The 19,878-nt window shown below is 55.8% G+C and carries 25 protein-coding genes; 14 read left to right on the top strand and 11 right to left on the bottom strand.

Annotated elements, in window-relative coordinates; translation table 11 throughout:
* Window positions 1-15: 15 nt before the first annotated feature.
* Window positions 16-396: a hypothetical protein gene (locus FYJ63_RS03635; RefSeq protein ID WP_154543869.1), complete on the bottom strand. Its 381-nt coding sequence runs from the start codon at window positions 394-396 to the stop codon at window positions 16-18.
* Window positions 397-907: 511 nt separating this feature from the next.
* Here FYJ63_RS03635 and dapF point away from each other — a divergent pair.
* From dapF to FYJ63_RS03615, 4 genes are all read left to right on the top strand, one after another.
* Window positions 908-1,897 carry a diaminopimelate epimerase gene (dapF, locus tag FYJ63_RS03630; protein WP_195839328.1) on the top strand — a complete coding sequence of 330 codons (990 nt, stop codon included), beginning with the start codon at window positions 908-910 and terminating at the stop codon, window positions 1,895-1,897.
* A 107-nt stretch (window positions 1,898-2,004) separates the two neighbouring features.
* Window positions 2,005-2,484 (top strand): DUF2975 domain-containing protein, encoded by a 480-nt coding sequence (locus tag FYJ63_RS03625; protein WP_154543865.1) that lies wholly within the window; start codon window positions 2,005-2,007, stop codon window positions 2,482-2,484.
* Entirely contained in the window at window positions 2,484-2,693 is a 210-nt protein-coding gene (locus FYJ63_RS03620) for a helix-turn-helix domain-containing protein (RefSeq protein WP_268233701.1), read from the top strand. The genes FYJ63_RS03625 and FYJ63_RS03620 overlap by 1 nt, the downstream gene beginning before the upstream one ends.
* Window positions 2,694-2,826: 133 nt before the next feature.
* On the top strand, window positions 2,827-4,068 hold the full coding sequence (locus FYJ63_RS03615) for a Fic family protein (protein ID WP_154543861.1): 1,242 nt from the start codon (window positions 2,827-2,829) through the stop codon (window positions 4,066-4,068).
* Between the two features lie 229 nt (window positions 4,069-4,297).
* Here FYJ63_RS03615 and FYJ63_RS03610 read toward each other — a convergent pair whose 3' ends face one another.
* Both FYJ63_RS03610 and FYJ63_RS03605 read right to left on the bottom strand, forming a co-directional pair.
* Window positions 4,298-4,687, bottom strand: coding sequence for a PIN domain-containing protein (locus FYJ63_RS03610; protein ID WP_154543859.1), 390 nt, complete (start codon window positions 4,685-4,687; stop codon window positions 4,298-4,300).
* Complete coding sequence (locus FYJ63_RS03605) at window positions 4,687-4,920, bottom strand: hypothetical protein (RefSeq protein WP_154543857.1); 234 nt, start codon at window positions 4,918-4,920, stop codon at window positions 4,687-4,689. The genes FYJ63_RS03610 and FYJ63_RS03605 overlap by 1 nt, the downstream gene beginning before the upstream one ends.
* Before the next feature lie 164 nt (window positions 4,921-5,084).
* On the opposite strand from FYJ63_RS03605, the gene FYJ63_RS03600 reads away from it, so the two are divergent.
* The 6 genes from FYJ63_RS03600 (at window position 5,085) to FYJ63_RS03575 (ending at window position 9,129) form a co-directional block, all read left to right on the top strand.
* The gene (locus tag FYJ63_RS03600; protein ID WP_154543855.1) at window positions 5,085-5,477 is read left to right on the top strand and encodes a GntR family transcriptional regulator; all 393 of its coding nucleotides are present in this window, start codon (window positions 5,085-5,087) and stop codon (window positions 5,475-5,477) included.
* Window positions 5,461-6,411, top strand: a complete 951-nt coding sequence (locus FYJ63_RS03595; protein WP_229769927.1) for an ABC transporter ATP-binding protein — start codon at window positions 5,461-5,463, stop codon at window positions 6,409-6,411. Before FYJ63_RS03600 ends, FYJ63_RS03595 begins: the two co-directional genes overlap by 17 nt.
* Complete coding sequence (locus FYJ63_RS03590) at window positions 6,408-7,043, top strand: ABC-2 transporter permease (protein ID WP_154543853.1); 636 nt, start codon at window positions 6,408-6,410, stop codon at window positions 7,041-7,043. The genes FYJ63_RS03595 and FYJ63_RS03590 overlap by 4 nt, the downstream gene beginning before the upstream one ends.
* A 48-nt stretch (window positions 7,044-7,091) precedes the next feature.
* The gene (locus FYJ63_RS03585; RefSeq protein WP_229769926.1) at window positions 7,092-8,279 is read left to right on the top strand and encodes an LL-diaminopimelate aminotransferase; all 1,188 of its coding nucleotides are present in this window, start codon (window positions 7,092-7,094) and stop codon (window positions 8,277-8,279) included.
* Between the two features lie 170 nt (window positions 8,280-8,449).
* Window positions 8,450-8,734: an HU family DNA-binding protein gene (locus FYJ63_RS03580; RefSeq protein ID WP_154543851.1), complete on the top strand. Its 285-nt coding sequence runs from the start codon at window positions 8,450-8,452 to the stop codon at window positions 8,732-8,734.
* Between the two features lie 89 nt (window positions 8,735-8,823).
* Complete coding sequence (locus FYJ63_RS03575; protein WP_420846016.1) at window positions 8,824-9,129, top strand: DUF3039 domain-containing protein; 306 nt, start codon at window positions 8,824-8,826, stop codon at window positions 9,127-9,129.
* A gap of 75 nt (window positions 9,130-9,204) precedes the next feature.
* Here FYJ63_RS03575 and FYJ63_RS03570 read toward each other — a convergent pair whose 3' ends face one another.
* Window positions 9,205-11,022: a zinc metalloprotease gene (locus tag FYJ63_RS03570; protein WP_154543847.1), complete on the bottom strand. Its 1,818-nt coding sequence runs from the start codon at window positions 11,020-11,022 to the stop codon at window positions 9,205-9,207.
* Window positions 11,023-11,177: 155 nt separating this feature from the next.
* On the bottom strand, window positions 11,178-12,521 hold the full coding sequence (locus FYJ63_RS03565) for a nicotinate phosphoribosyltransferase (protein WP_154543845.1): 1,344 nt from the start codon (window positions 12,519-12,521) through the stop codon (window positions 11,178-11,180).
* Window positions 12,522-12,542: 21 nt separating this feature from the next.
* Between FYJ63_RS03565 and FYJ63_RS03560 the strand changes: the two genes are divergently transcribed.
* Window positions 12,543-12,755, top strand: a complete 213-nt coding sequence (locus FYJ63_RS03560) for a hypothetical protein (RefSeq protein WP_154543843.1) — start codon at window positions 12,543-12,545, stop codon at window positions 12,753-12,755.
* Here the strand turns inward: FYJ63_RS03560 and FYJ63_RS03555 are convergent.
* Window positions 12,705-14,291, bottom strand: a complete 1,587-nt coding sequence (locus FYJ63_RS03555; protein WP_195839327.1) for an amino acid permease — start codon at window positions 14,289-14,291, stop codon at window positions 12,705-12,707. The genes FYJ63_RS03560 and FYJ63_RS03555 overlap by 51 nt on opposite strands.
* Window positions 14,292-14,430: 139 nt before the next feature.
* Here FYJ63_RS03555 and clpS point away from each other — a divergent pair, with 139 nt between their 5' ends.
* The 3 genes from clpS to murI are packed head-to-tail and all read left to right on the top strand — an operon-like array spanning window position 14,431 to window position 16,409.
* Window positions 14,431-14,721 (top strand): ATP-dependent Clp protease adapter ClpS, encoded by a 291-nt coding sequence (clpS, locus tag FYJ63_RS03550; RefSeq protein ID WP_154543995.1) that lies wholly within the window; start codon window positions 14,431-14,433, stop codon window positions 14,719-14,721.
* 13 nt (window positions 14,722-14,734) lie between these two features.
* Entirely contained in the window at window positions 14,735-15,598 is an 864-nt protein-coding gene (locus FYJ63_RS03545; RefSeq protein WP_154543839.1) for a DUF2017 family protein, read from the top strand.
* A 4-nt stretch (window positions 15,599-15,602) separates the two neighbouring features.
* The gene (gene murI / locus FYJ63_RS03540) at window positions 15,603-16,409 is read left to right on the top strand and encodes a glutamate racemase (RefSeq protein WP_338106808.1); all 807 of its coding nucleotides are present in this window, start codon (window positions 15,603-15,605) and stop codon (window positions 16,407-16,409) included.
* A gap of 55 nt (window positions 16,410-16,464) precedes the next feature.
* Here murI and FYJ63_RS11010 read toward each other — a convergent pair whose 3' ends face one another.
* From FYJ63_RS11010 to FYJ63_RS03520, 5 genes are all read right to left on the bottom strand, one after another.
* The gene (locus tag FYJ63_RS11010; RefSeq protein WP_195839326.1) at window positions 16,465-16,629 is read right to left on the bottom strand and encodes a hypothetical protein; all 165 of its coding nucleotides are present in this window, start codon (window positions 16,627-16,629) and stop codon (window positions 16,465-16,467) included.
* 32 nt (window positions 16,630-16,661) lie between these two features.
* Window positions 16,662-16,931, bottom strand: a complete 270-nt coding sequence (locus FYJ63_RS03535) for a hypothetical protein (protein WP_154543834.1) — start codon at window positions 16,929-16,931, stop codon at window positions 16,662-16,664.
* Window positions 16,932-17,138: 207 nt separating this feature from the next.
* Window positions 17,139-17,858, bottom strand: coding sequence for an RdgB/HAM1 family non-canonical purine NTP pyrophosphatase (gene rdgB / locus FYJ63_RS03530; protein WP_154543832.1), 720 nt, complete (start codon window positions 17,856-17,858; stop codon window positions 17,139-17,141).
* Window positions 17,855-18,613: a ribonuclease PH gene (rph, locus tag FYJ63_RS03525; protein WP_154543830.1), complete on the bottom strand. Its 759-nt coding sequence runs from the start codon at window positions 18,611-18,613 to the stop codon at window positions 17,855-17,857. The genes rdgB and rph overlap by 4 nt, the downstream gene beginning before the upstream one ends.
* 12 nt (window positions 18,614-18,625) lie before the next feature.
* On the bottom strand, window positions 18,626-19,864 hold the full coding sequence (locus FYJ63_RS03520; protein ID WP_154543828.1) for a YlbL family protein: 1,239 nt from the start codon (window positions 19,862-19,864) through the stop codon (window positions 18,626-18,628).
* Window positions 19,865-19,878 lie beyond the last annotated feature (14 nt).

Genomic DNA, 19,878 nt, shown 5'->3' with positions numbered 1-19,878 from the left:
CGATTTCAACAAGGGCTATGGGACGTTGCCTTGCCATTTCCCGTTGTTATCTCTCGTCGCGTAAATATAAGGTCCCGGGGGCTTTCCCTCACTGACAACTGAAAACATAAAAGAATTCTTGTTGTAGATGTGTAATTGGCCAAGACTTACAGTTTTTTCTTCCAGATCCCCAAGGAGAGTGTCACGAGCCACGCTACTTCCTAAGAATTCTTCCAGATTTGCGTATTCTCTTTTATTTATGGCAGAAATCACGGATTGCGCATAGCTGCGCGCCTCGGAAGAGTCGGGGTTGTCTCCGCTAGTTTTCACCACTACCAGGGCTGCAATGGCAATGGCGCAAACTAGTAACGTGGTAAAAATTCCAATTAGTATGTTTTTCTTACGTGCGGTAGGCATAGAAAGTTCCTCCGTCTCATTCTATTCTGATGATACTTTACTGAAAATAGGTCCCCTTGGCTGCAAGACTGCAACCTAGTGAAAATGTAGCGGAGTAAGCCTGGACAAAACACCTACAAATGTAGGTAAGCAAGCACCTATAAATGTGGGTGTTTTCAAGAAAGCTGATTCGTTAGTGTGGTTGTCAGCCCCGACTTGGCAGGGGACATTTACTTCGTGAAGGAGACAATCATGTTGAACAAAACCCAGGACGCTTCACCGCACTATACGCATTCTTAAGGCTTGCGAGATTGGATTCGCGACAATTTTTGGTGTGTTACTAATTTTTACCGCAATTGAAATTGCGGTAAATGTTACAGTTTCGGGTCCTGCTTTCTTCGTGCTTCTTGTCTCTATGCTTTCTGTACTGACCTGCAGTATTACCTGTAAATTTCTGAGATATTCTCTTAGTGAGGAGATGCAAAATAACAGAAGTGTCGACTAGACTTGCTTCTGGATGAAGGGAGCGGCAATGCGCGTTGAGTTTCGGAAAATGCACGGAACTGGTAATGATTTCGTGGTGATTGATGGATTCGGGCAAGGTGGTGTCAGCGACGGTAGCGCCGCGCTGAGCCTGAGCGCCAAACAAGTGATTGCAGTCTGTGACCGTCACTTCGGGGTTGGCGCCGATGGGGTGATTATTGTTGAGCCTGGGCAAACACCTGGCGCGGATGGCTTCATGAACTACATCAACGCCGACGGGAGTCTTGCCCAGATGTGCGGCAACGGTACGCGGGTCGCCGCCAAGTGGCTGGTGGAGCGCGGGATTGTTGACCCGGGTGCGGGGGAGCTGATTCTCGACACGCGTTCTGGCCCGAAAGCAATCAAGTTCACCCCGGCCGCGCCGGGCAAAGACTTCGTGGCGACTGTCGACATGGGGGAGCCGATTCTCGACCCGGAGCGTGTGCCTGTGACCGGCAAAGCCAACACGATCGCGCCCGATTCGACTCCGGCGGCTGGCGCTGGCTTCCTGTCGAACCTGAACATCGCCACGCCTTGGGGAGACATCTTGGTGACTTGTGTTTCTATGGGCAACCCACACGCGATCTGGTTCCTAGATGACTGGCGCGACGTGCCCGCGGAACTATTCGGAGGCGCCCCGGCCAGCGAACGCAATCTTGCCAACATGGAGATTGACCGCATCGGGAAGTTCCTCGAGTCCAACCCGGCCTTCCCCGAAAAAGCCAACATCGAGTTCATCGTGCCGTCCGAGTCCGGCAAAGAGCTCGAGATGCGTGTCTTCGAGCGCGGTGTAGGGGAGACGCTCGCCTGTGGGACCGGGGCCTGCGCGGCAGCAGTAGCGGCGGCGCTCACCGGCCGCGGGGGGCTCGACACCACCCTGCACCTGCGCGGGGGCGACCTTCGCGTCGAGTGGCGGGCGGACAACCACGTCTATATGACCGGCCCCGCCACTGAGTCCTTCCAAGGAGTAATCGAAATCCCCGACCGAAGCATGGGGTAAAGGCGCCGTCGCGACCGTTTTGCCAGTTGCGTCAGGGGTTTTTATAACTGCAATTCTTCAGCACTACACCTATTGACAAACGATAGGTATTTATCGATAATCGATATATGAAATTTTTGAAAGTATATGCAGTTTTGTCCGAAGTGATGCTCGTTTTAGCGCTTCCCATCAGTGTGCTCATGCAGTGGGTGCTGGTGGAAGAGGCGCGGTACGTGGGCCGCGAGAATCCGGAAGTTGCCGACTTGGTGCTTCCCTATTCCATTGCCGCAGTCGCCGCGGTGCTTTGCGCCCAGGTTTTGCTGGTGGTGTTGTTCGTATTTGTCTTGAAAGTTGCCCGCGGGACGTTTTTCAAGTCAGCAACCCGCAAGTGGATTAGCCTCGCTCAGGCGATGGTGCTGATTGGTCCCGGAATTGTCTGTGCAGTCGGTTTCCATGCCGCGTCTACCCCCGCGAGCTCACCAGTCATGGCGCTTGCCTTCCTCGGCGGAGGCCTCCTCGCAGTCGGGCTGTTCTCTCTGGTGGGGCTGGCGAAGAGCCTCTTCGACGCGGCGCTGGCGGATCGCGGGGAGCTCGAGGGGGTTATCTGATGATCAACGTGAATCTAGACGTGATGCTCGCCAAACGACAACTCTCGGTCCAAGATTTCGCCGCCGCCGTGGGGATCACCCCGGTAAACGTATCGGTGCTCAAAAACGGGCGGGCCAAAGCGATCCGCTTTTCCACCCTGGAGGCGATCTGTCGCGTGCTGGACTGCGGGCCCGGCGACATTCTCGAATACGTCCCTGACCCCGATTGAGCCAACCGAAGCGTCGCCGCGCAAAATAGTCACCAGTTACTGGCTGCCTATTTTGTAAAAATAGGCTAAACTACAATTTAGATACGTTAAGAGGCTTGTCTATTTTGTATTTTCGAAACGTATAGGGGTGAAGATGGCGGATTATCAGTCGCTTTACAGGCTCAGTCACAAACTCGACGCGGATGAGCTGAAGTGGGAACGTGAGCGGCGTTTGCACTCTCCCGGAGTGGTTTTCCTGGATTTTCCAGTCGGGGAAAACAAGCTGTTTTATGTAATCACCCCAGAACTGGCGGCGGCGGCGGAGCGCGTGTATGCCCTGGACCGGGAAGTGCGCGGGATTGAGGCTGATATGCCTCCAATAGGGGCAACGCTTTGTCTACGTGCCCTGTCGATGGGCAACGCGGTGTCCAGCAATACTATCGAAGGGGTTCATTCCTCACGCCGTGAGATGGAGGACGGGTTTATTGCCAACTCGGCGCGGGCCAAGAAAACTGTCAAATATGTTGGGCTCGCCGGGTTCTATGAGCGGGTGTTTGTAAAGGGGCAGCTTCCGAAGATGAGCCTCGAAGGCATTCGCACGATTTTTGACGAGGCGGTGGCGCCGAATATTGCGGCGGAGGAACAGCCCGACGGGAGGCTGTTTCGCGCTGAACCGATAAACGTTTACGGAACTGGCCAAAGGATTCTCTACCGTGGAATGCACCCGGAGAAGAAGATTGTTGACGGTCTGGAAACCATGCTGGGGGAGTGGGAGAGGCCATCCTCGACGCGACTCGTGGCGGCGCTGCTGGGGCATATCATGTTCGAGCTCGTGCACCCGTTTTACGACGGAAACGGGAGAACCGGGCGGCTTTTGATGGCGGTCGAACTCTCGACCATCTTGAGCCGGTTCTCCGCCCTGGCTTTCGCCGGACGACTTGAGGAAAAGCGGCGCGATTACCTGCGTGAGTTCCGTGAACTTGAGCGTCCCTTCAACCTTGGTGAGGCTACTGGATTCCTGATTTTCCTGCTTGATGAGCTTGGGAATTCAATGGAAGATTTTTTGGGTGAAATACGCGAGAAAGCCGGTGATTTTAAGAATCTCCACGCGCATCTGCGGGACTCAGGGGTCGGCGTGATTGTTCGATATGACCTTGGCGACAACGAGAAGACAATTCTTGAGCTTCTGGCATGGGGTAACCTTGCTGGTTTGAGTCAAGGCGTGGAACTTCGCGCTGTTGCCGACATTGAAGGCGCTCCAAGAAACTGGCGAACCATCCGCGGGGCGCTGGATTGCTTGGTTGAAAAAGGGTTTGCGGAAATCACCCGCCAACGCCCTCTTTTCGTCCGTCTTTCTTCCCAAGCAGAGAATGCACTAATGGGGAGTTTGGAATAGTAGTGTGGATAATAATAGGAACATGAGTTGCGAAAACGAAAAGCAGGGGAAACCAAAAAGCAATAAGGTTCGGCTCACTATTCGTGTTGACACCGAGATTCTAAAATGAGCCAGGGCTGTGGCGAGTCAAACTGGGCAATCAGTCAACGCATATTTGGCCGAAGAGTTGCATAAGTTTGCCTATGGAATTGATTCAAGAACGCAGCAAGAACAATCGCAGCAAATTTGGTCAACTTACGAGAAAAACTAAATCGGGGCGCAAAAGGGCAATCTTTTGGTCCAGGGTGGCGAGTAAGGCCTCTTGATGTTTTGCCAGTTCAGCAAGGTAAACGTCCGTGACCTGCTTGTGTCCGGTAATGCCCTCGAGATTCGCGTTATCGTAAGTGAGGTCATCCGTGATCGTTGTGCAACCTTCGAAAGAACTGAGCTGCAGGAGGTAATTTCGTGCGGTCTCGATGGGATGACCAACCTGAAGAAAATAGCGCACGAGAGCGCCTTGCGCAATGGGGCAAATCAGGAAATCCCCGCCTTTGCGAATCCAAGTCAAGGCTTTCTCGTGGTCAGGGTGCGTGTCGCTCGAAACTGCAATAAGGACGTTCGCGTCAAGAAGGTATTTCATCAGTCTTCCTCGTGAAGAAAGTCGAAAATCTCTTCTTGGGTCATGCGCTTGCCTCCAGTTAGAACCGGCCAGCCGGAGACGGAATCGAAGATAATTTTTGATGTTTCTTGAGGTTTATTCACAGCCTCTTCGGCGAAGCTGGCAACAAGGGTCGCGTCGTCGGTGCCGCTCTCCTTGGCGAGCTGGCTGACCTTCGCGGCGACATCCGGGGGCAAGTCGATTGTGAAAACCATAGTTTAATTATCGCCTATCGTTGCAATCCCAGCAATAGTTTTCAGTTGATCGCACAAAGTGGTGTTGGTCTGTTGACAGAGGCGTGCCAGGTGTGCATAATGGATATGCACACCAAAAACGGTATGCATATTGCGCGCAATAAAGAAACAGAAGAAGGTGACGCATGGACATCCAGATACGAAACTCCAGCGATGACCCGATTTACCTGCAGATTAAAAACCAGCTGAAACGGGCCATGGTTACGGGCGAACTTCGGGCGGGGGAGCAGCTCCCATCCATTCGTATGCTCGCCAAGGCGCTTCGCGTCAGTGTCATCACTACTAAACGCGCCTACGACGAACTTGAAAAAGAAGGCTTTATCGATTCTGTTGTGGGCAAAGGCAGTTTCGTCGCGGCTCAGAATAGCGAGCTTTTACGCGAGGAATATCTCCGCAAACTCGAAGAATCCCTTAGTGAAGCGCTGAAATATGCTGCTCTCGCCGAGGTGGACCGCGCGGAACTGAACACCATGATTGACGTACTAAGAGAGGAATCTTCCCATGGAAGCGCTAACTAAAGACGCGCCCATTGAAAACGGTCTCAGCCACAGCGCACAAGTCAGCAAAATGCCAGCGAGCGCTGCCTTTGCTGACAAGGTGATAACCAATGCCATCGAAATCGAGGGGCTCACGAAACGGCTCGGAACTTTCGAACTCGGGCCCCTGAATCTCAACATCCCCCGCGGGACCTTCGTGGGGCTGATCGGGGAAAACGGCGCCGGAAAGTCGACCACCATCAAGTGCCTGCACGGGATTTTGGAGCCGGATGGTGGCGGGGTGGAGGTGCTCGGGCATGATCCGTTGCATGATAATCCGGCATACAAGGCGCGGGTGGGATTCGTGTTCGATGACCTGTACCTGCCGGAAAACTTCATGATGAAACAAGTTGAACGTTTCAATAAGTACCTTTACGGTGAGGCTTGGCAAAGTGAGGTTTTTGCGGGTTTTGTAAAGCGTTTCGGTCTTCCGGCCAAGAAAACTATCAAAAAGTTTTCCCGCGGCATGAAGATGAAGTTGGGACTGGCTTGCGCGCTCTCGCACGGAGCAGAACTGTTGATTCTGGATGAGCCAACTTCCGGACTCGATCCGGTGGTGCGCGACGAAGTGCTTGACATCCTGTTGGAGTTCCTGCAAGACGAAAACCACACCGTGCTGTTCTCGTCCCACATCTTGTCCGACCTAGAAAAGGCGGCCGATTACATCGCCTTTATCCATGAGGGGAAACTGCTCCTGATGGAGCCGAAAGATGAGATGAAAGAACGCTACGCCCTGTTGCAAGGAAGCGCAGATCAGATTGCCGCCCTTGACCCCAAAGCCATTCTTGGCCGGCGCCACACAGAGTTTGGTGACACCTTACTCGTGCGACGCGACAAAGTACCCGCTGGGCTCACCCTGGAAAAGCCCAGCATTGAAGACATTATGGTTTACCTCATCAAAGGAGCGCAAAAATGAAAGCACTACTCTACAAAGACTGGATTACCCACCGATTCTCTTATCTCCTGTTGCTAGGTATGATTCTCCTGGTTTTACTCTTTGGTCCCTTGTTTAAACTCAATCTTGAATTTCTCTTGGGGTGGTCAGCCTCCATCGTGATCATTGGCGCCGTAGCGGGCGGAATGGCAGGGCAGACAACCGACATGAAATCCCATGTCGACCGTTATGTTCAGGCCGTGCCTTTGCGTAAGTCGGTGATTGTTCTGGAAAAATTCCTGTGGAATTGGGCGATAGCGCTTCTTGCTACTGGGTTGGTTGCGGCGGCCCTCCTCGTCCCTCGCATTGAGGCTCCTGTCTGGCTGATAGCTGCGGCATGTCTCTTCGGAATGACGTTCTTTTCATCTCTAATGACTCCGTCAGCCTACTTGCTGGGGCCAGACATGGCGTTCATTCCATACGCTGTGGTTTTCATGTTGTTTGGGCTTGGGGCGACGGGCTTGGCGAAGAGCGGAATTCTAAATGAGGAGTTTTTTGCTTCCTTGTCAGATAAAACTGATGCAATAACGATTGGATTCCTGGTAGCAACCGTTGCCCTGAACGCGGCTTCTTTCTTCGTGACCCAGGCAATCTATCGTCGCAAGGTGAACTAGAGCCGCGCGTTTCAGGTAGGGGGCAAGCCCCCGATAGGATAAGGGAAAATGACAAACGTATTGAAAGGGACCCCGCCCATGCAGACTGCTGAATGCCTCGAACAGATTGCCCCCTACCTGTTCGCGACGATAGACCGGAAGCGCGATGACTTGGAGGCCCAAGGCATCGACGTGATTTCGCTGGGGATTGGCGACCCGGATCGGCCCACGCCCGACCATATTGTCGAAGCGATGGCGAAGGCAATCAGGGATCCGAAGAATCACCAATACCCCGATTACGCCGGCTCCCCGGCCTTCCGTGTGGCTGCAGCCAAGTACATGAAAACGCGCTTTGGGGTAGACGTTGACCCTGACCGCGAGGTCTTGGCGCTCATTGGCTCGAAAGAGGGCATTGCGCATCTCCACACGGCCTTTGTAAACCCCGGAGACTATGTGCTCGCGCCATCGATTGGTTACCCAGTTTATTCCATCGGGGCAACCCTGCAAAACGCCAACACTTACTTCATGCCGATGAAGGAAGAGACCGGCTTCTTGGCCGACTTCGACCATATCCCCGCCGAGGTGCTCGAAAAGGCGAAGATTATGTTCCTGGGCTACCCGAACAACCCGACCGGCGCGATTGCTCCCGTGGAATATTTCGACAAGGCGATTGCGTTTTGTAAGGAGCATGACATCTTGCTCGCCCACGACAATGCCTATTCCGACCTGTCCTACGACGGTTACGTCGCTCCGAGCATCCTGGAGCGTACCGGCGCCCGCGATGTCGCTATTGAATTCTTCTCTTGCTCTAAACCCTACAACATGACAGGTTGGCGTATCGCTTTTGCCGTCGGCAACGAAACCGCAGTTCAGGCTCTCGGGAAAGTGAAGAATAACCTGGATTCCGGCCAGTTCACTGCCATTCAGGAGGCCGCTATTGCCGCTTTGACCGGACCGCAGGATTGCGTCGCGGAAATGTGTGCGCTGTATGCAAAACGCCGCGATTCGCTCGTTGACGCCCTTCATGCGATTGGTGTGGAGTGTGAGGCGCCAAAGGCAACGATTTATGTTTGGGCGAAAGTGCCGGAGGGATACACCTCGGAATCCTTCGCGGCGGCGCTACTTGAGAAAGCGCACGTGATTGTCACGCCGGGTTCGGGTTACGGCCCGGACGGTGAGGGCTTTATTCGTATGAGCCTCACGACTCCGGACGAGAGCCTGCTCGAGGCCGTGAATCGCATGAAATCCGCTATGTAGGGCGTAACAACTGTGACTTGTGTGACGCAAGTAAACGAATCCCGAGAAAACACGCGGGAATTTCGCGAATTTTTTGCTAAAAACGAGACAAATGGGCTAGATTTGCGTAGTCTCTAAGAGATGGCTTCACCAAAGTGGAGCCCAAGATTCAACTATCCGAAAGGAAACAAATGTCCGTGAATCGTACTGAACTTGTTGCTGAGATTGCCAAGCGCGCTGCCCTGTCCAAGACTGAGGCCGATGCTGCGCTGTCGGCTTTCCAGGACATCTTGATCGAATCCCTTAAGAACGGTGAAACCGTCAAGGTCACCGGCTTGATGAACGTGGAGCGCGTTTCCCGCGCAGCCCGCACCGGACGCAACCCGCGCACCGGCGAAGAAATCAAGATCCCCGCTGGATTCGGCGTGAAGATTTCCGCTGGTTCCACCCTGAAGAAGGCTGTTTCCAACAAGTAAGCAACCTGGAACTCTTACCGACCGGCTCACCAGAGCCGGTCGGTTTGTTTTTATGCTCAGCAAGCGCCAGTGGTTTTCCAGACGCTACAATGGGGGCTATGAGTGATTCAGCAATGGAAAGTCAACCCATGGGGGGCACAGCGGTTCTCGAACGCACTGAAACTGAGCTGAAAAAGAATCCTGGCGACAATGAGCGCTATGCCCATTATGTCCGCAAAGACCGCATCACTGCCTCCGCAGTCACCGGCCAAGCCGTCGTCGCGCTGTGCGGAAAGGTCTGGGTTCCGATGCGGGATCCGAAAAACTTTCCGATTTGCCCGGCTTGCAGGGAGATTATGAAATCCATGCAGGGAGACAACTCCGGAGGACCCGGCTGGCCTTTCACCGGTAAGTAACCAGTTCTCCGCTCGGGGGAGGACGCTTCGAGGGAGGAACGCAAGGAGGCTCCCCTCAAATACCCCCAGGCTCCTTCAGCGGATTCCAAACAGGGCGCGTAACCACGCGGTGACGCGATCCCAGGCAGTCTGCTTAGTTTCCTGCTGTTTAGTTTCCTGCTGTTTAGTTTCCTGCGGCGAAACCTCAGCCTGAGTCGGCGTCGGAGCGACGGTCTGGGACAGCGTCGCCTGCTCCTTCGGTTGCGCATCCTGGTCTTGGGCTGCGCTCTGCCTGGTGGAGACACCCTGGGTTGGAGTCGCCGTCACGCTCGGCTGAACACCTTGGGTGAGAGCTGCCCTGGCTCTGGTTTGCACCCCCTGAGCGAGAGTTGTCGCCGGCTGGGTTGCCCGGCACGGCACCGGCACCACATCGGCTTCAAACTCGCTGGTGGCACCCGGTTTAATTCGGTAGCCGTCCAACGGTGTCGCCGTCACCAGAAGCTTCGTGTAATCGGCGGAATAACGCCACTGGTAGCTGATGCCTTCGGTGGCAGGAATAGTCCACCGGGCTCGGTTGCAAACAGATTTATTAACCACCGGAGCCTGAGGGATGGCAACACGCAGCACTGGCGTGACGACGCTCGGAATCGGATCCGCAGTTGGGGTGATAACAGGTTGCTCCGGAGATTCACTCGGGCTCGGGGTGACCGGAGCCGGGGTGGTCGGCTCGGGCGTGACCGGGGTTGCAGGCGTTGGAATCGTTTCGCAACGAGTGGGAGTGACATCAAAAGACTTCACTGCGGGATTCCCGGCGGCAATCTGGAATCCGCTAAGCGGAGTGACTTGAACCGTCAAAGTAGACATGTCCGGCGACAAGGTCGAGGAATAGCTAAGCCCCTCCGTCGAGGGCAGGATCCAAGACGTTCTGCCGCACCTTGTCTTGTTGATCACCGGCCACTGGGGGACGACAGACTCTGCGCTTTCAGAAGTTGAGGGGGTCTCCGGAGCAGTCGGGGAAGGTTCGGGAGTTTCCGTTGGTGTCGGAGGCTCCGTCGGCTGAGCCGTGGGTTGAGTCGTCGGCTCAGTGGTCGTCTCGGTGCTCGGTTCGGTGCTGGGTTCTTCGCTCGGTTCCTCACTCGGCTCAGTGCTGGGTTCTGCAGTCGGCTCGGAAGGCGTTGGTGTCTCGGTTTCCGTCTCCGTTGGAGTGGGTTCAACCGGCTGAGTGGGTTCAACCGGCTGAGTGGGTTCAACCGGCGGAGTGGGTTCAGCGGGGGAAGGTGAATCGTAGTAGGGCACCCGCAGGTTCTGCACCAAAGCGGCAATATCCATAGCAGTGGGGAGACTCGACTGCGGTTTAGCGAAAGTCCCGCCATTACTCATCAAGTGACCCAGACAGCCGTGCGCCAGACCCATGGCATGACCGATCTCGTGCAAAGCAACCGCCCGGGCACCTTTGACGTAGTTCTCTTCGTTATCCATCCTCAGAACGGAAGCATTGAAGGAAATGATGTTGGGATTGAATTGGTTGTAGCCAGCGGCGTTAGTCATGTTCGGATCGTCAACTATCTTGACTGAATTCGCGGTTGGCTGATCCACGAAGCGAATATCTACGGCGTGGTTGGTTGAATCCATCCAGATCTGAGCCGCATCGCGCACAGCTCGCTCATACTGCGTCCCGTTGAGGTAAATCTCCAAGATGTTGTCGTTGACCAGAGAGCTTTGGCTCATATACCACTTTTGGTGGTTAGGGAGAGGCTTTCCGGCAGCTAGAGCCTTATCTGCCGCGCGGCAATCAGCGGCAGTGACGTAGGTGTAGTCATGGTCGTGAGCCTGAGCCGGAACGAGCGCCAAACCGACGGCGCCGGCGGCTAAAGCCAAGGCGCTAACAGTCGCGATCAGATTTTTTCTCTTCATTGCAAGCCTTATAAATATTCTGTCCGTTAAGAGTTAAATTCCTTAAAAAATACTAACAGGAATCTGAGCGGCGGAAAAGAATCGGAGCTAAATCGGGGAAAAACCGCGAGATACTCCGAGTCCCGAAACAGCTTTGTCTGTAACAACACACAAAATTACTGATCAAGGTGAACAAACTCCGTCGGGATGGCGACTTCACCTTCTGAAAGACGCCAAGCCTGGTAGGGCAGTTCATTGCGAGAATCCAAGTGACGCTGCTGGGCACGCGCTAGTGCTTCTTGCCCGATCCAGGAGGTGTCGATTTCCCCGCCCCTGACGAAAGTCTGTTGCAGAGCCCTAGCTCCGCGCTCGGCAAAAAATTGATTAGCCCCGCCCTCGTCGGTTCCGGTCACCAAAAGCTCGGTTTGCGCCGTGTTGTCCTCGACAACACGCCCCGCCCACTTGAGTCCGCCCTTGGTGGATTTCTCCGCCGACTTCTTTTCTACCGGCTCCATCACCCCGGAATCGTTTTCCCGCGCCACCAGCTTATACACCAGTGACGCTGTCGGAATCCCCGAACCCGTGACGAGCTTGGTGCCAACCCCGTAGGAATCAACCGGTGCTGCCCCGAGTCCCGCGATGGCATACTCATCCAAGTCATTGGTGACGGTTATCTTCGTCGATTTGGCGCCGAGGTCATCGAGCTGCTTGCGGACTTTGAAGGCTCCCGCCACCAGGTCGCCGGAGTCGAGACGCACCGCCCCGAGCTCCCCGCCTGCCTCGCGAGCAACTCGAACGGCGGTTTCCACTGCCGCCTCGACATCGTAGGTGTCAACCAAGAGTGTTGTCTGCGGTCCCATCGTTTTGATCTGAGCCCGGAACGCTTCCTCCTCGGTTTCGAACAACAACGTGAAGGCGTGGGCGGCAGTTCCGATGGCGCGAATTCCGTACCGCTTTCCGGCCTCCAAATCGGAGGTCCCCGCAAAGCCCCCTATCTGGGCGGCGCGGGCGGCAGAAACCGCCGCTCTTTCATGGGCGCGTCGCGCCCCCATGTCCAGACAGGGGCGTCCGTGGGCGGCAATGGTCATCCGCGAAGCCGCCGAGGCAATCGCACAGTCGAAGTTCAAGACGCTCAACAAATAGGTTTCCAATAAGCAGGCTTCGGCGAAAGTCCCCTGTACTGTCAAGATGGGGGAGTTGACCATAAAAACTTCCCCCTCGGGGTAGCCAATGATATCGCCGGTGAAGCGGTAGTTTTCGAGGAACTGAATTGTTTTCGACCCCACAATCTTGTTGTTGGCCAAATAGCGCAGTTGGGATTCATCAAACTGGAAACGCTCGAGCCCCTCCAAAATTCTTGCTACCCCAGCCATCACCATAAAACGGCGCGCCGCCGGAAAGCGCCTGGTGAATACCTCAAAGACACACTGGCGATCCCCCATCCCGTTTTCAAGGGCGGAGTCCACCATGGTCAGTTCATACATGTCAGTCAGTAATGCGGTTGAAGGCCTTGTTTCCATAGGCACAACTATAATCGTCTCATGACCCCAGACCCTAAGAATGGTGACGGATTAGAAACTTCCGAAACCGAAATCTCTCACGCCACCGATGAACCCAAAGACCTCGAAGCCTTGGTTTCCGGACAATCGGAATCGAAACTCGGCAGCGGGCGAGCCACGAAAGTCCTGGTGGGCTTGATGGGACTACTCTTTCTTGGCGGAGTTGTTTTCGCCGTTGTCCTGACTTTCCTGTAACTTTTCCACCGTGCCGGCCAAAACCGCCTGCTCAAAATCGGTGGGACGAGTGAAATCAGCCTGTAGCGGATCAACTGCCGGAGCACGGGTAATGAGCTTGTGACCCACCCACAAGGCAATAAACAGCGGCAGTCCGAGATAGGAAGACAGCAGTGACACGAAATCGCCGCGTCCCAACAGGGCCTCGTAGTTTTGACCGATAATAACGAAAGCGCACATGGCGAGGGCAATGATCGGGCCGAGAGGATAGAGCGCGGCCCGGAAAGGCAGCTCCGAGACACTGTGGCCCTGGGCCAGGAAGGCCTTGCGGAATTTGTAGTGCGACCAGGCGATACCAACCCAGGTGATGAATCCGGCAAGGCCAGAGGCGTTCACGAGCCAGGTGTAGGCCGCCCCGTCCCCAATGAGAGAACTGAGGAAGGCGAAAAATCCGATGGCGGTGGTGGCTAGGAGCGCATTCATCGGCACGCCTCGCCGCGTCGTGTAGGCGAAGAAGCGCGGGGCTTGCCCTTGCAAAGCCAAAGCGTAGAGCATTCGGGTCGAGGCGTAGAGCCCCGAGTTCCCCGCGGAAAGAACCGAGGTGAGGATGACGGCGTTCATGACTCCCGCAGCCAAAGCCACTCCGGCCTTTTCAAAGACGAGAGTGAAGGGGGACAGAGCAATGGACTCATCGGGGTTTAACAAGCGCGAATCTGTGTAGGGGATGAGGAAAGCAATCACGGCGATTGCGAGGACATAGAACAGGAGAATCCGCCAAAACACCGTGTTGATGGCTTTGGGAACCGTGCGTTCCGGATTCTCTGCCTCCCCGGCGGCCACCCCGACCATCTCGGTGCCTTGGAAGGAAAAACCCGCGATCATGAACACGGCTAAGATACCCATCCCTCCGTTTACGAAGGGAGCCTCGCCTGTCGTCCAATTCTCGAAACCGGCGGGCTGGCCCCCGAGAATCCCGATAATCATCGCAAAACCGACGATGATGAAAACAATCACGGTGATGACTTTGATGAGAGCGAACCAGAACTCGCCTTCCCCGTAGGCTCTTGCCGAAAGCGCGTTGATTGTGAAGAGAATCGCCAGGAACAGCGCCGACCAAATCCATCCCGGGGTGTCGGGAAGCCAATATTTCATGACTAGCGCGGAGGCAGACAGTTCCGCGGCGACGGTGATGGCCCAGTTGTACCAGTAGTTCCATCCCATAGCGAAACCGAAGGAGGGGGAGACAAAACGCCTTCCGTATTCCCCGAAAGAGCCCGCAATCGGGAGATAGGTTGCCATCTCGCCCAAGGACTGCATGAGGAAAAACACCATCAAGCCGATGAGGGAATAGGCCAGGAGTGCACCTCCGGGACCGGCTTGGCTGATGGTGGCTCCGGAGGCCACAAATAGACCGGTACCAATCGAGCCCCCAATAGCGATCATCGACAGGTGCCGCTGGCGCATCCCGCGCTTGAGTTTCACATTGTGGTGGGGGAGGTTATCGGTGTCTGTGGAAGTAGTGCGGGCAGGGGTTTCACCAGGGGTCTCAGTTGTCATCAAGGGTTCCTTCATCAATAAATCGCTATTCGTCAGTTTAGATTCAACTCGGAAGCAAACCAAAAGTCTGTCCAAAAATCCACCCGCGATTCGACCTGCAAGAAAGGCAAAAAACCCTTAACCTGGAAGGGTGATTCCAATGCCAGGCACCGAGTATGCCCCAGGTTCCGTAGCGGAACTCGACCGCGTTTTGCCCGGTCAATGGAATACTGTTGTGTGGAATGATGCCGTCAACTTGATGACCTACGTGACCTGGGTTTTCAAAACTTATTTCGGATATTCTCAAGAGCGCGCCGTGCGCTTGATGGAAGAAGTTCACTTCAAAGGGCGCGCGGTTGTCTCCGCCGGAACGCGCGAACAGATGGAAGCAGACGTTTTGGCGATGACCGGCTACGGGCTGTGGGCCACCTTGGAGCAGGAAGCAGACTAGGGGACGGGATATTATGCAAGCATTTCAACCGTTGCCGAGTGCGGGATGGGCCTCCCGCGTGGAACCGCAGGAAGCCACGCTACTCGCGGGAATTTTCTCCGAGCTATCTGACGCGATGGAGGCCGAAGAGAAACGCGATGTTTTGGACATGATGGGGGTTAATCTTGATGGGGATACTCCCAAACACTACCCTTTGATGTTTGAAAAACTGCTCGGAGTAGATCAGGTGTCTTCCATTGCTTCGCGCGAAGAACTTCCGGAAGACCGAACCAGCGGTGAAGCTGAACCTCTGGGACGGGGCAAAAAACTCCCTTCGGAGGAGGGGCCGGTTGACCCGCAGGCTCTGCGACGCGCTGACAAACCTGCCAATGGCCCGAGTGAACCCAATGCCCAGGGGCTGACCGATGAACAGCGCTTGGCTGAGCTCGATTTCGACCCGCTTTCGACCCGTCCTGCCCCCGCGAACCCCTATATTGCCGCGATTCTCCGACCAATGAGCAAGGATTCCGAGGAGGCTGCAGAGCTGCGCGCGCTGACCACCCCGGATTTAGCGGCGAAAAAGACCGCCGCTATGCGGGTGGTGGCTGCTGGCTTGACCTGGGCGGCGGAACACCACAGTCCGGTCGTGGTGAAACCGGACACTTTGAAAGTCTGGGTGACGGCAATAAATGACGCCCGTCTCGCCCTGGGGTGGTCTCTCGGTATCGAGGACGATATGCGAGCCGAAGAAGTGCAGCTCATGGCCGAGTCAGATCCGAAAAATGGGATCTACACCGCCTATGAAATCACCATTGCGAGCATCTACAACGCGCTGTCTTGGTGGCTCGAAACGCTCATGTATGCGGTTATGGGATCCGATGCTGAAGTGGGAGAATAGCCCCGTGAACAACGCTCCCATCGGGATTTTCGACTCCGGACTTGGCGGTTTAACCGTCGCGCGCTCGATTATTGACCAGCTCCCTGGTGAATCCGTAATCTATATCGGTGACACCGCGAACAGCCCCTACGGAACCAAACCCGTGGGGACCGTCAAGACCCTGGCTCTGAACGTGATGGACAAGCTTGTCGAACGCGGAGTGAAGATGGTCGTGGTGGCGTGTAACACGGCTTCAGCAACCGCGGTTTTCGATGCTCGCCAGCGCTATGAGGAGCAGGGAATTCCTGTCCTCGAAGTGATTTCTCCGGCGGTTCACCGCGCGGTTTCCGCCACCCACAACGGGAAAATCGGGGTTATTGCCACAACCACAACGATCGAAACCGGAACCTACCAGCGGGCATTAAACGCCTATCAGCAGATGCAGGTCACCGCAAAGGCCTGTCCGGCCTTCGTGGACTTCGTAGAACGGGGGATAACCTCCGGTCCGGAGCTCATCGCAGTGGCGCGCGAATACCTAGAACCGGTGAAGGCTGCCGGAGTGGACACCTTGGTTTTGGGTTGCACCCACTATCCTTTGCTGGCCGGCGTCATTAGCTACGTGATGGGTCCGGAGGTGACCTTGGTGAGTTCCGCGGAGGAAACCGCCCACGACGTGTACCGGTCGCTGGTGGAAAACGATTGGCTGAACGAAAACGACACGACCGGCCAAAAGCCCCGCTACGAGTTTCTCGCCACGGGAGACACGGAGAGTTTCCGCGGTCTCGCCCGCCGTTTCCTCGGTCCAGAAGTGGCGAATGTGGGACAGGTTTAGAAAAACCACAGCCGCGCCAACAATGTTGACGCGGCTGGGTAGCTCTGGATTGAACTTAGGCCCACACATCGAGGCCCGCGTTGGCGTTGGCAACCTTTAGTGCCGCCGCCGCAGTGGCCATCTTGGTGGCCTGCGTGGTTTGCGCGGCAACCGCCACGCCCATCAGTTCTTTCATAGTTTGGGCGTCCATAACTGGCGCTGCACCGGAAATAGGATTCATGTTTGCTCCTTTCTCGTGGGTTAGTGCCGTCTCTACAGGTAAACGTCCAAGTTGGAAGACGAAGACTTGTAGGTGTTAGGCAGATGGCTCTGGGTAGGCTGTGAAGGACCTACCACCGGCTTGAATTCGCCCACGTTGGCGCTCAAAGCGCTGTGCGAGCCAGTAGCCGCGGCCTCGGTTTTCACAGTGTTCGAGACAGGCTCTGGCTTATCTGCTTTCGGGTTCGGCTCGGATGCCGGACGCACAAAAGCTTGGTTCGTTAAGGCCGGGTTCAAACTTCCGGCAGCATCAACAGCAAGCATGATTCCTCCTGAAACTCGCTTTGGTCACGTATTAAACGCAACCTGAGGACGTTCCGTGTCCTCCTTTATTATTGTCGCATGTCGAAGTGGAAAAAATCCACAAATTCCCGAAATTTCAAGGTATTTTCGGGACCCTTCCAGTAGATTGTTAAGACAATTGTGCGGGGCTTGAACCAGACACCAACAAGACGCGAATCAGCCGCGGGCTCAGGACCTTGGGTCCCGCGGATGTAAGGCGCGAATCGAGAGAATCGCTTCCAACTGGGGAGCCAGTTGTGAAAAGGCAGCCGCGCGGTGAGACAGAGCATTCTTCGCCTCGGGGCTCAGTTCCGCATTTGTCAGCGGCTTATCGGTGTCTTGGCCGTCGGCGACAAAAATCGGATCGTAGCCAAAACCGTTCTTGCCTTTCGGCTTGCGGATGAGCCTTCCGCCCATGACCCCGTTGCCGAGGTAGGTTCCGCCTCCGGGGACGAGCAGGACTGCGGCGCAAACGAAAGCGGCCGTGCGGTAGTCGTCGGGGATATCGGACAGTTGGTTCAACAAGAGGTCGAGGTTCGCCTTGTCGTCTCCGTGATGTCCGCACCAGCGGGCGGAAAAAATTCCCGGGGCGCCACCCAGAATGTCAACTGTCAACCCGGAATCGTCGGATAGAACCGGCAAAGTGACGTGTTTACCGAGGCTGCGCGCCTTGATGAGCGCGTTGGCGGAAAAAGACGTCCCGTCTTCCACCGGCTCGGGCGCCCCGAGTTCTCCCGAGGCGACAATCCCGCCTTCCCGTAAGGAAGGCACCAGGGGGCGAAGAATCGCCTCGACTTCTTTCACTTTGTGGGCATTACCGGTCGCCATTACGACCTGGGCGTGGGGTGGAACTGCAAGTTTTGCTGCGTCCTTGTCGGGAAGTCCCGAAGTGGTAGCCAAAATGTTCATGCGACAACTCCGTCTACCAAAGTTACCCTCGCACCCTGCGGCGCCTGGGCGGCAAAAAGTTGGGCTCGCGTCAAAGCCTCGCAGCCGCTTGCTGCCAAGTCCAACAGTTGGGAGAGCTCTTCTCGGCTGAAAGGCGCGCCCTCGGCGGTTCCCTGCACTTCGACGAGTTTACCGGCCCCGGTCATGACCACATTCATGTCGGTCTCGGCGCGAACGTCTTCCTCGTAGGGGAGATCCAGGCGTGGCTCGCCGTCAATAATCCCAACCGAAATCGCGCAAATCGAGTCTTTCAGGGGTTCGCCGGGGATAAAACCGTTCGTTTTTCCGACTTTGATGGCCCGCTGCAAGGCAATCCAAGCGCCGGTAATCGACGCCGTGCGGGTGCCTCCGTCGGCTTGTAGGACATCGCAGTCAATCTCGATGGTGTTTTCCCCCAGGGCTTGGTAGTCCACTCCGGCTCTTAGCGCGCGACCAATCAGGCGCGAAATCTCTTGGGTTCTTCCTCCGAGTTTGCCTTTCACCGACTCGCGAGTGGAGCGAGTAGAGGTGGCGCGAGGCAGCATGGCGTATTCGGCAGTCACCCAACCTAGCCCCGAATCGCGTCGCCACCTGGGAACTCCCTCGGTGAGGCTGGCAGAACACAAGACCCGCGTGTTTCCCGCTTCTACCAGTACTGCTCCTTCCGGGGCGCTCACCCAATCGAGGTGAAAAGTCATATCACGAAGCTGATCGTTTTTTCTGCCGTCTTTTCTCATAGTCTCACTTTATTATTTTTGGACCCTTGACGGACAACTCGGCAAATCTTTACCCGCGTCCTCACGAATGGTTTTGAGTGCTCTCAGGGCGTCATCAAAGGTGGCCACGGGAGTGACCTTCAGTCCCGCGGGGATGTGTCCGTCCACCTCATCGCAGTTCGCGGCGGGGGCGAGAAAGAACTCGGCCCCATCCGCGCGGGCACCAGCCATCTTTTGGGCGATACCGCTAATCGGCCCGACAGCTCCGGATAAGTCGATGGTTCCGGTTCCCGCTACCGGATGATTACTGGTGATTTTTTCGGGAGTCAGTTGTTCAACGATTCCCAAGGCAAACATGGCTCCGGCGCTCGGACCGCCGACGTCTTGGAGATGGAACTTAATGTCGAGGGGGACGTTGACCTTGGAATCAAGGAGAATCCCGAGTTGGGAGCCTTTGCCCTGGGAGTTCTTCATGGTGGGAAAGGTGACTTCCAGCGGATTGCCGTCGCGCAGAATCGACAGCGTCACTTCTGTTTTTGCCGGTATGGTGGCGAGGTAGTCCCGCAAAGTTTCAATCGTGGTGATTTCTAAAGGCTGGTCCTCGCCGTGGCGGATAGTCTCGAGGACATCCCCGTTTTCAAGGATGCCGAAGGCGCCGGCCTCTTTAGGAATCTCAGCCACGCTCCAGGTGGCCTCCACTTTGTAGCCGAGCGATTGCAGGGCAACGGCTTCGGCTGCGAGCTGGGACTGGTCCATCTGGCGAACCCCAATAGTCTCAATGTCTTTACTCGTCAGGCTCTTCGGGTAGACGAGTTCTACGGGAAGAATCTCGGAGTTTTTGTCGAAGGTGGCTCCGATAACATCGAGGCCGTTGACCATCGATCCGGGCCCTCCGAGTGTGGAGACCGTCGTCATCCGGAGCTCGCCGTTGTTATTCGGGTAGGTTTTCGCGCCCTTGACTTCAATCAGGGGGATGTCGCCGTCGTTTTTTCCCAACACATCAAAGGTTGGCCCGGGGGAGTTGATGACGACCGGATACGGGAAGAACAAGAGGAAAAACGCGGCAATCAAGATCAGGGCGAAAGCGAGAACCCAGCGGCTCAAAGCCAGCGGGTTCTTTTGGGCGCGGTGAGCCCTCTTGGCAAGCAGTTCCGGGGGTTCCGTCTCGGTTGGCTTCGGGGTGGGCGCGTCGGTTTCCGGAAGGGGAGAATCCGCAAGGTTGCCCCCAAATCGTCTGGGAGAATGATTTTTGCCCCAAGAAATTCCGTTCATCACGGTTACTATAG

The sequence above is a fragment of the Mobiluncus porci genome (genome assembly GCF_009695935.1).
GTDB lineage: Bacteria > Actinomycetota > Actinomycetes > Actinomycetales > Actinomycetaceae > Mobiluncus > Mobiluncus porci.
This window is presented reverse-complemented; position numbering and strand designations above follow the sequence as displayed.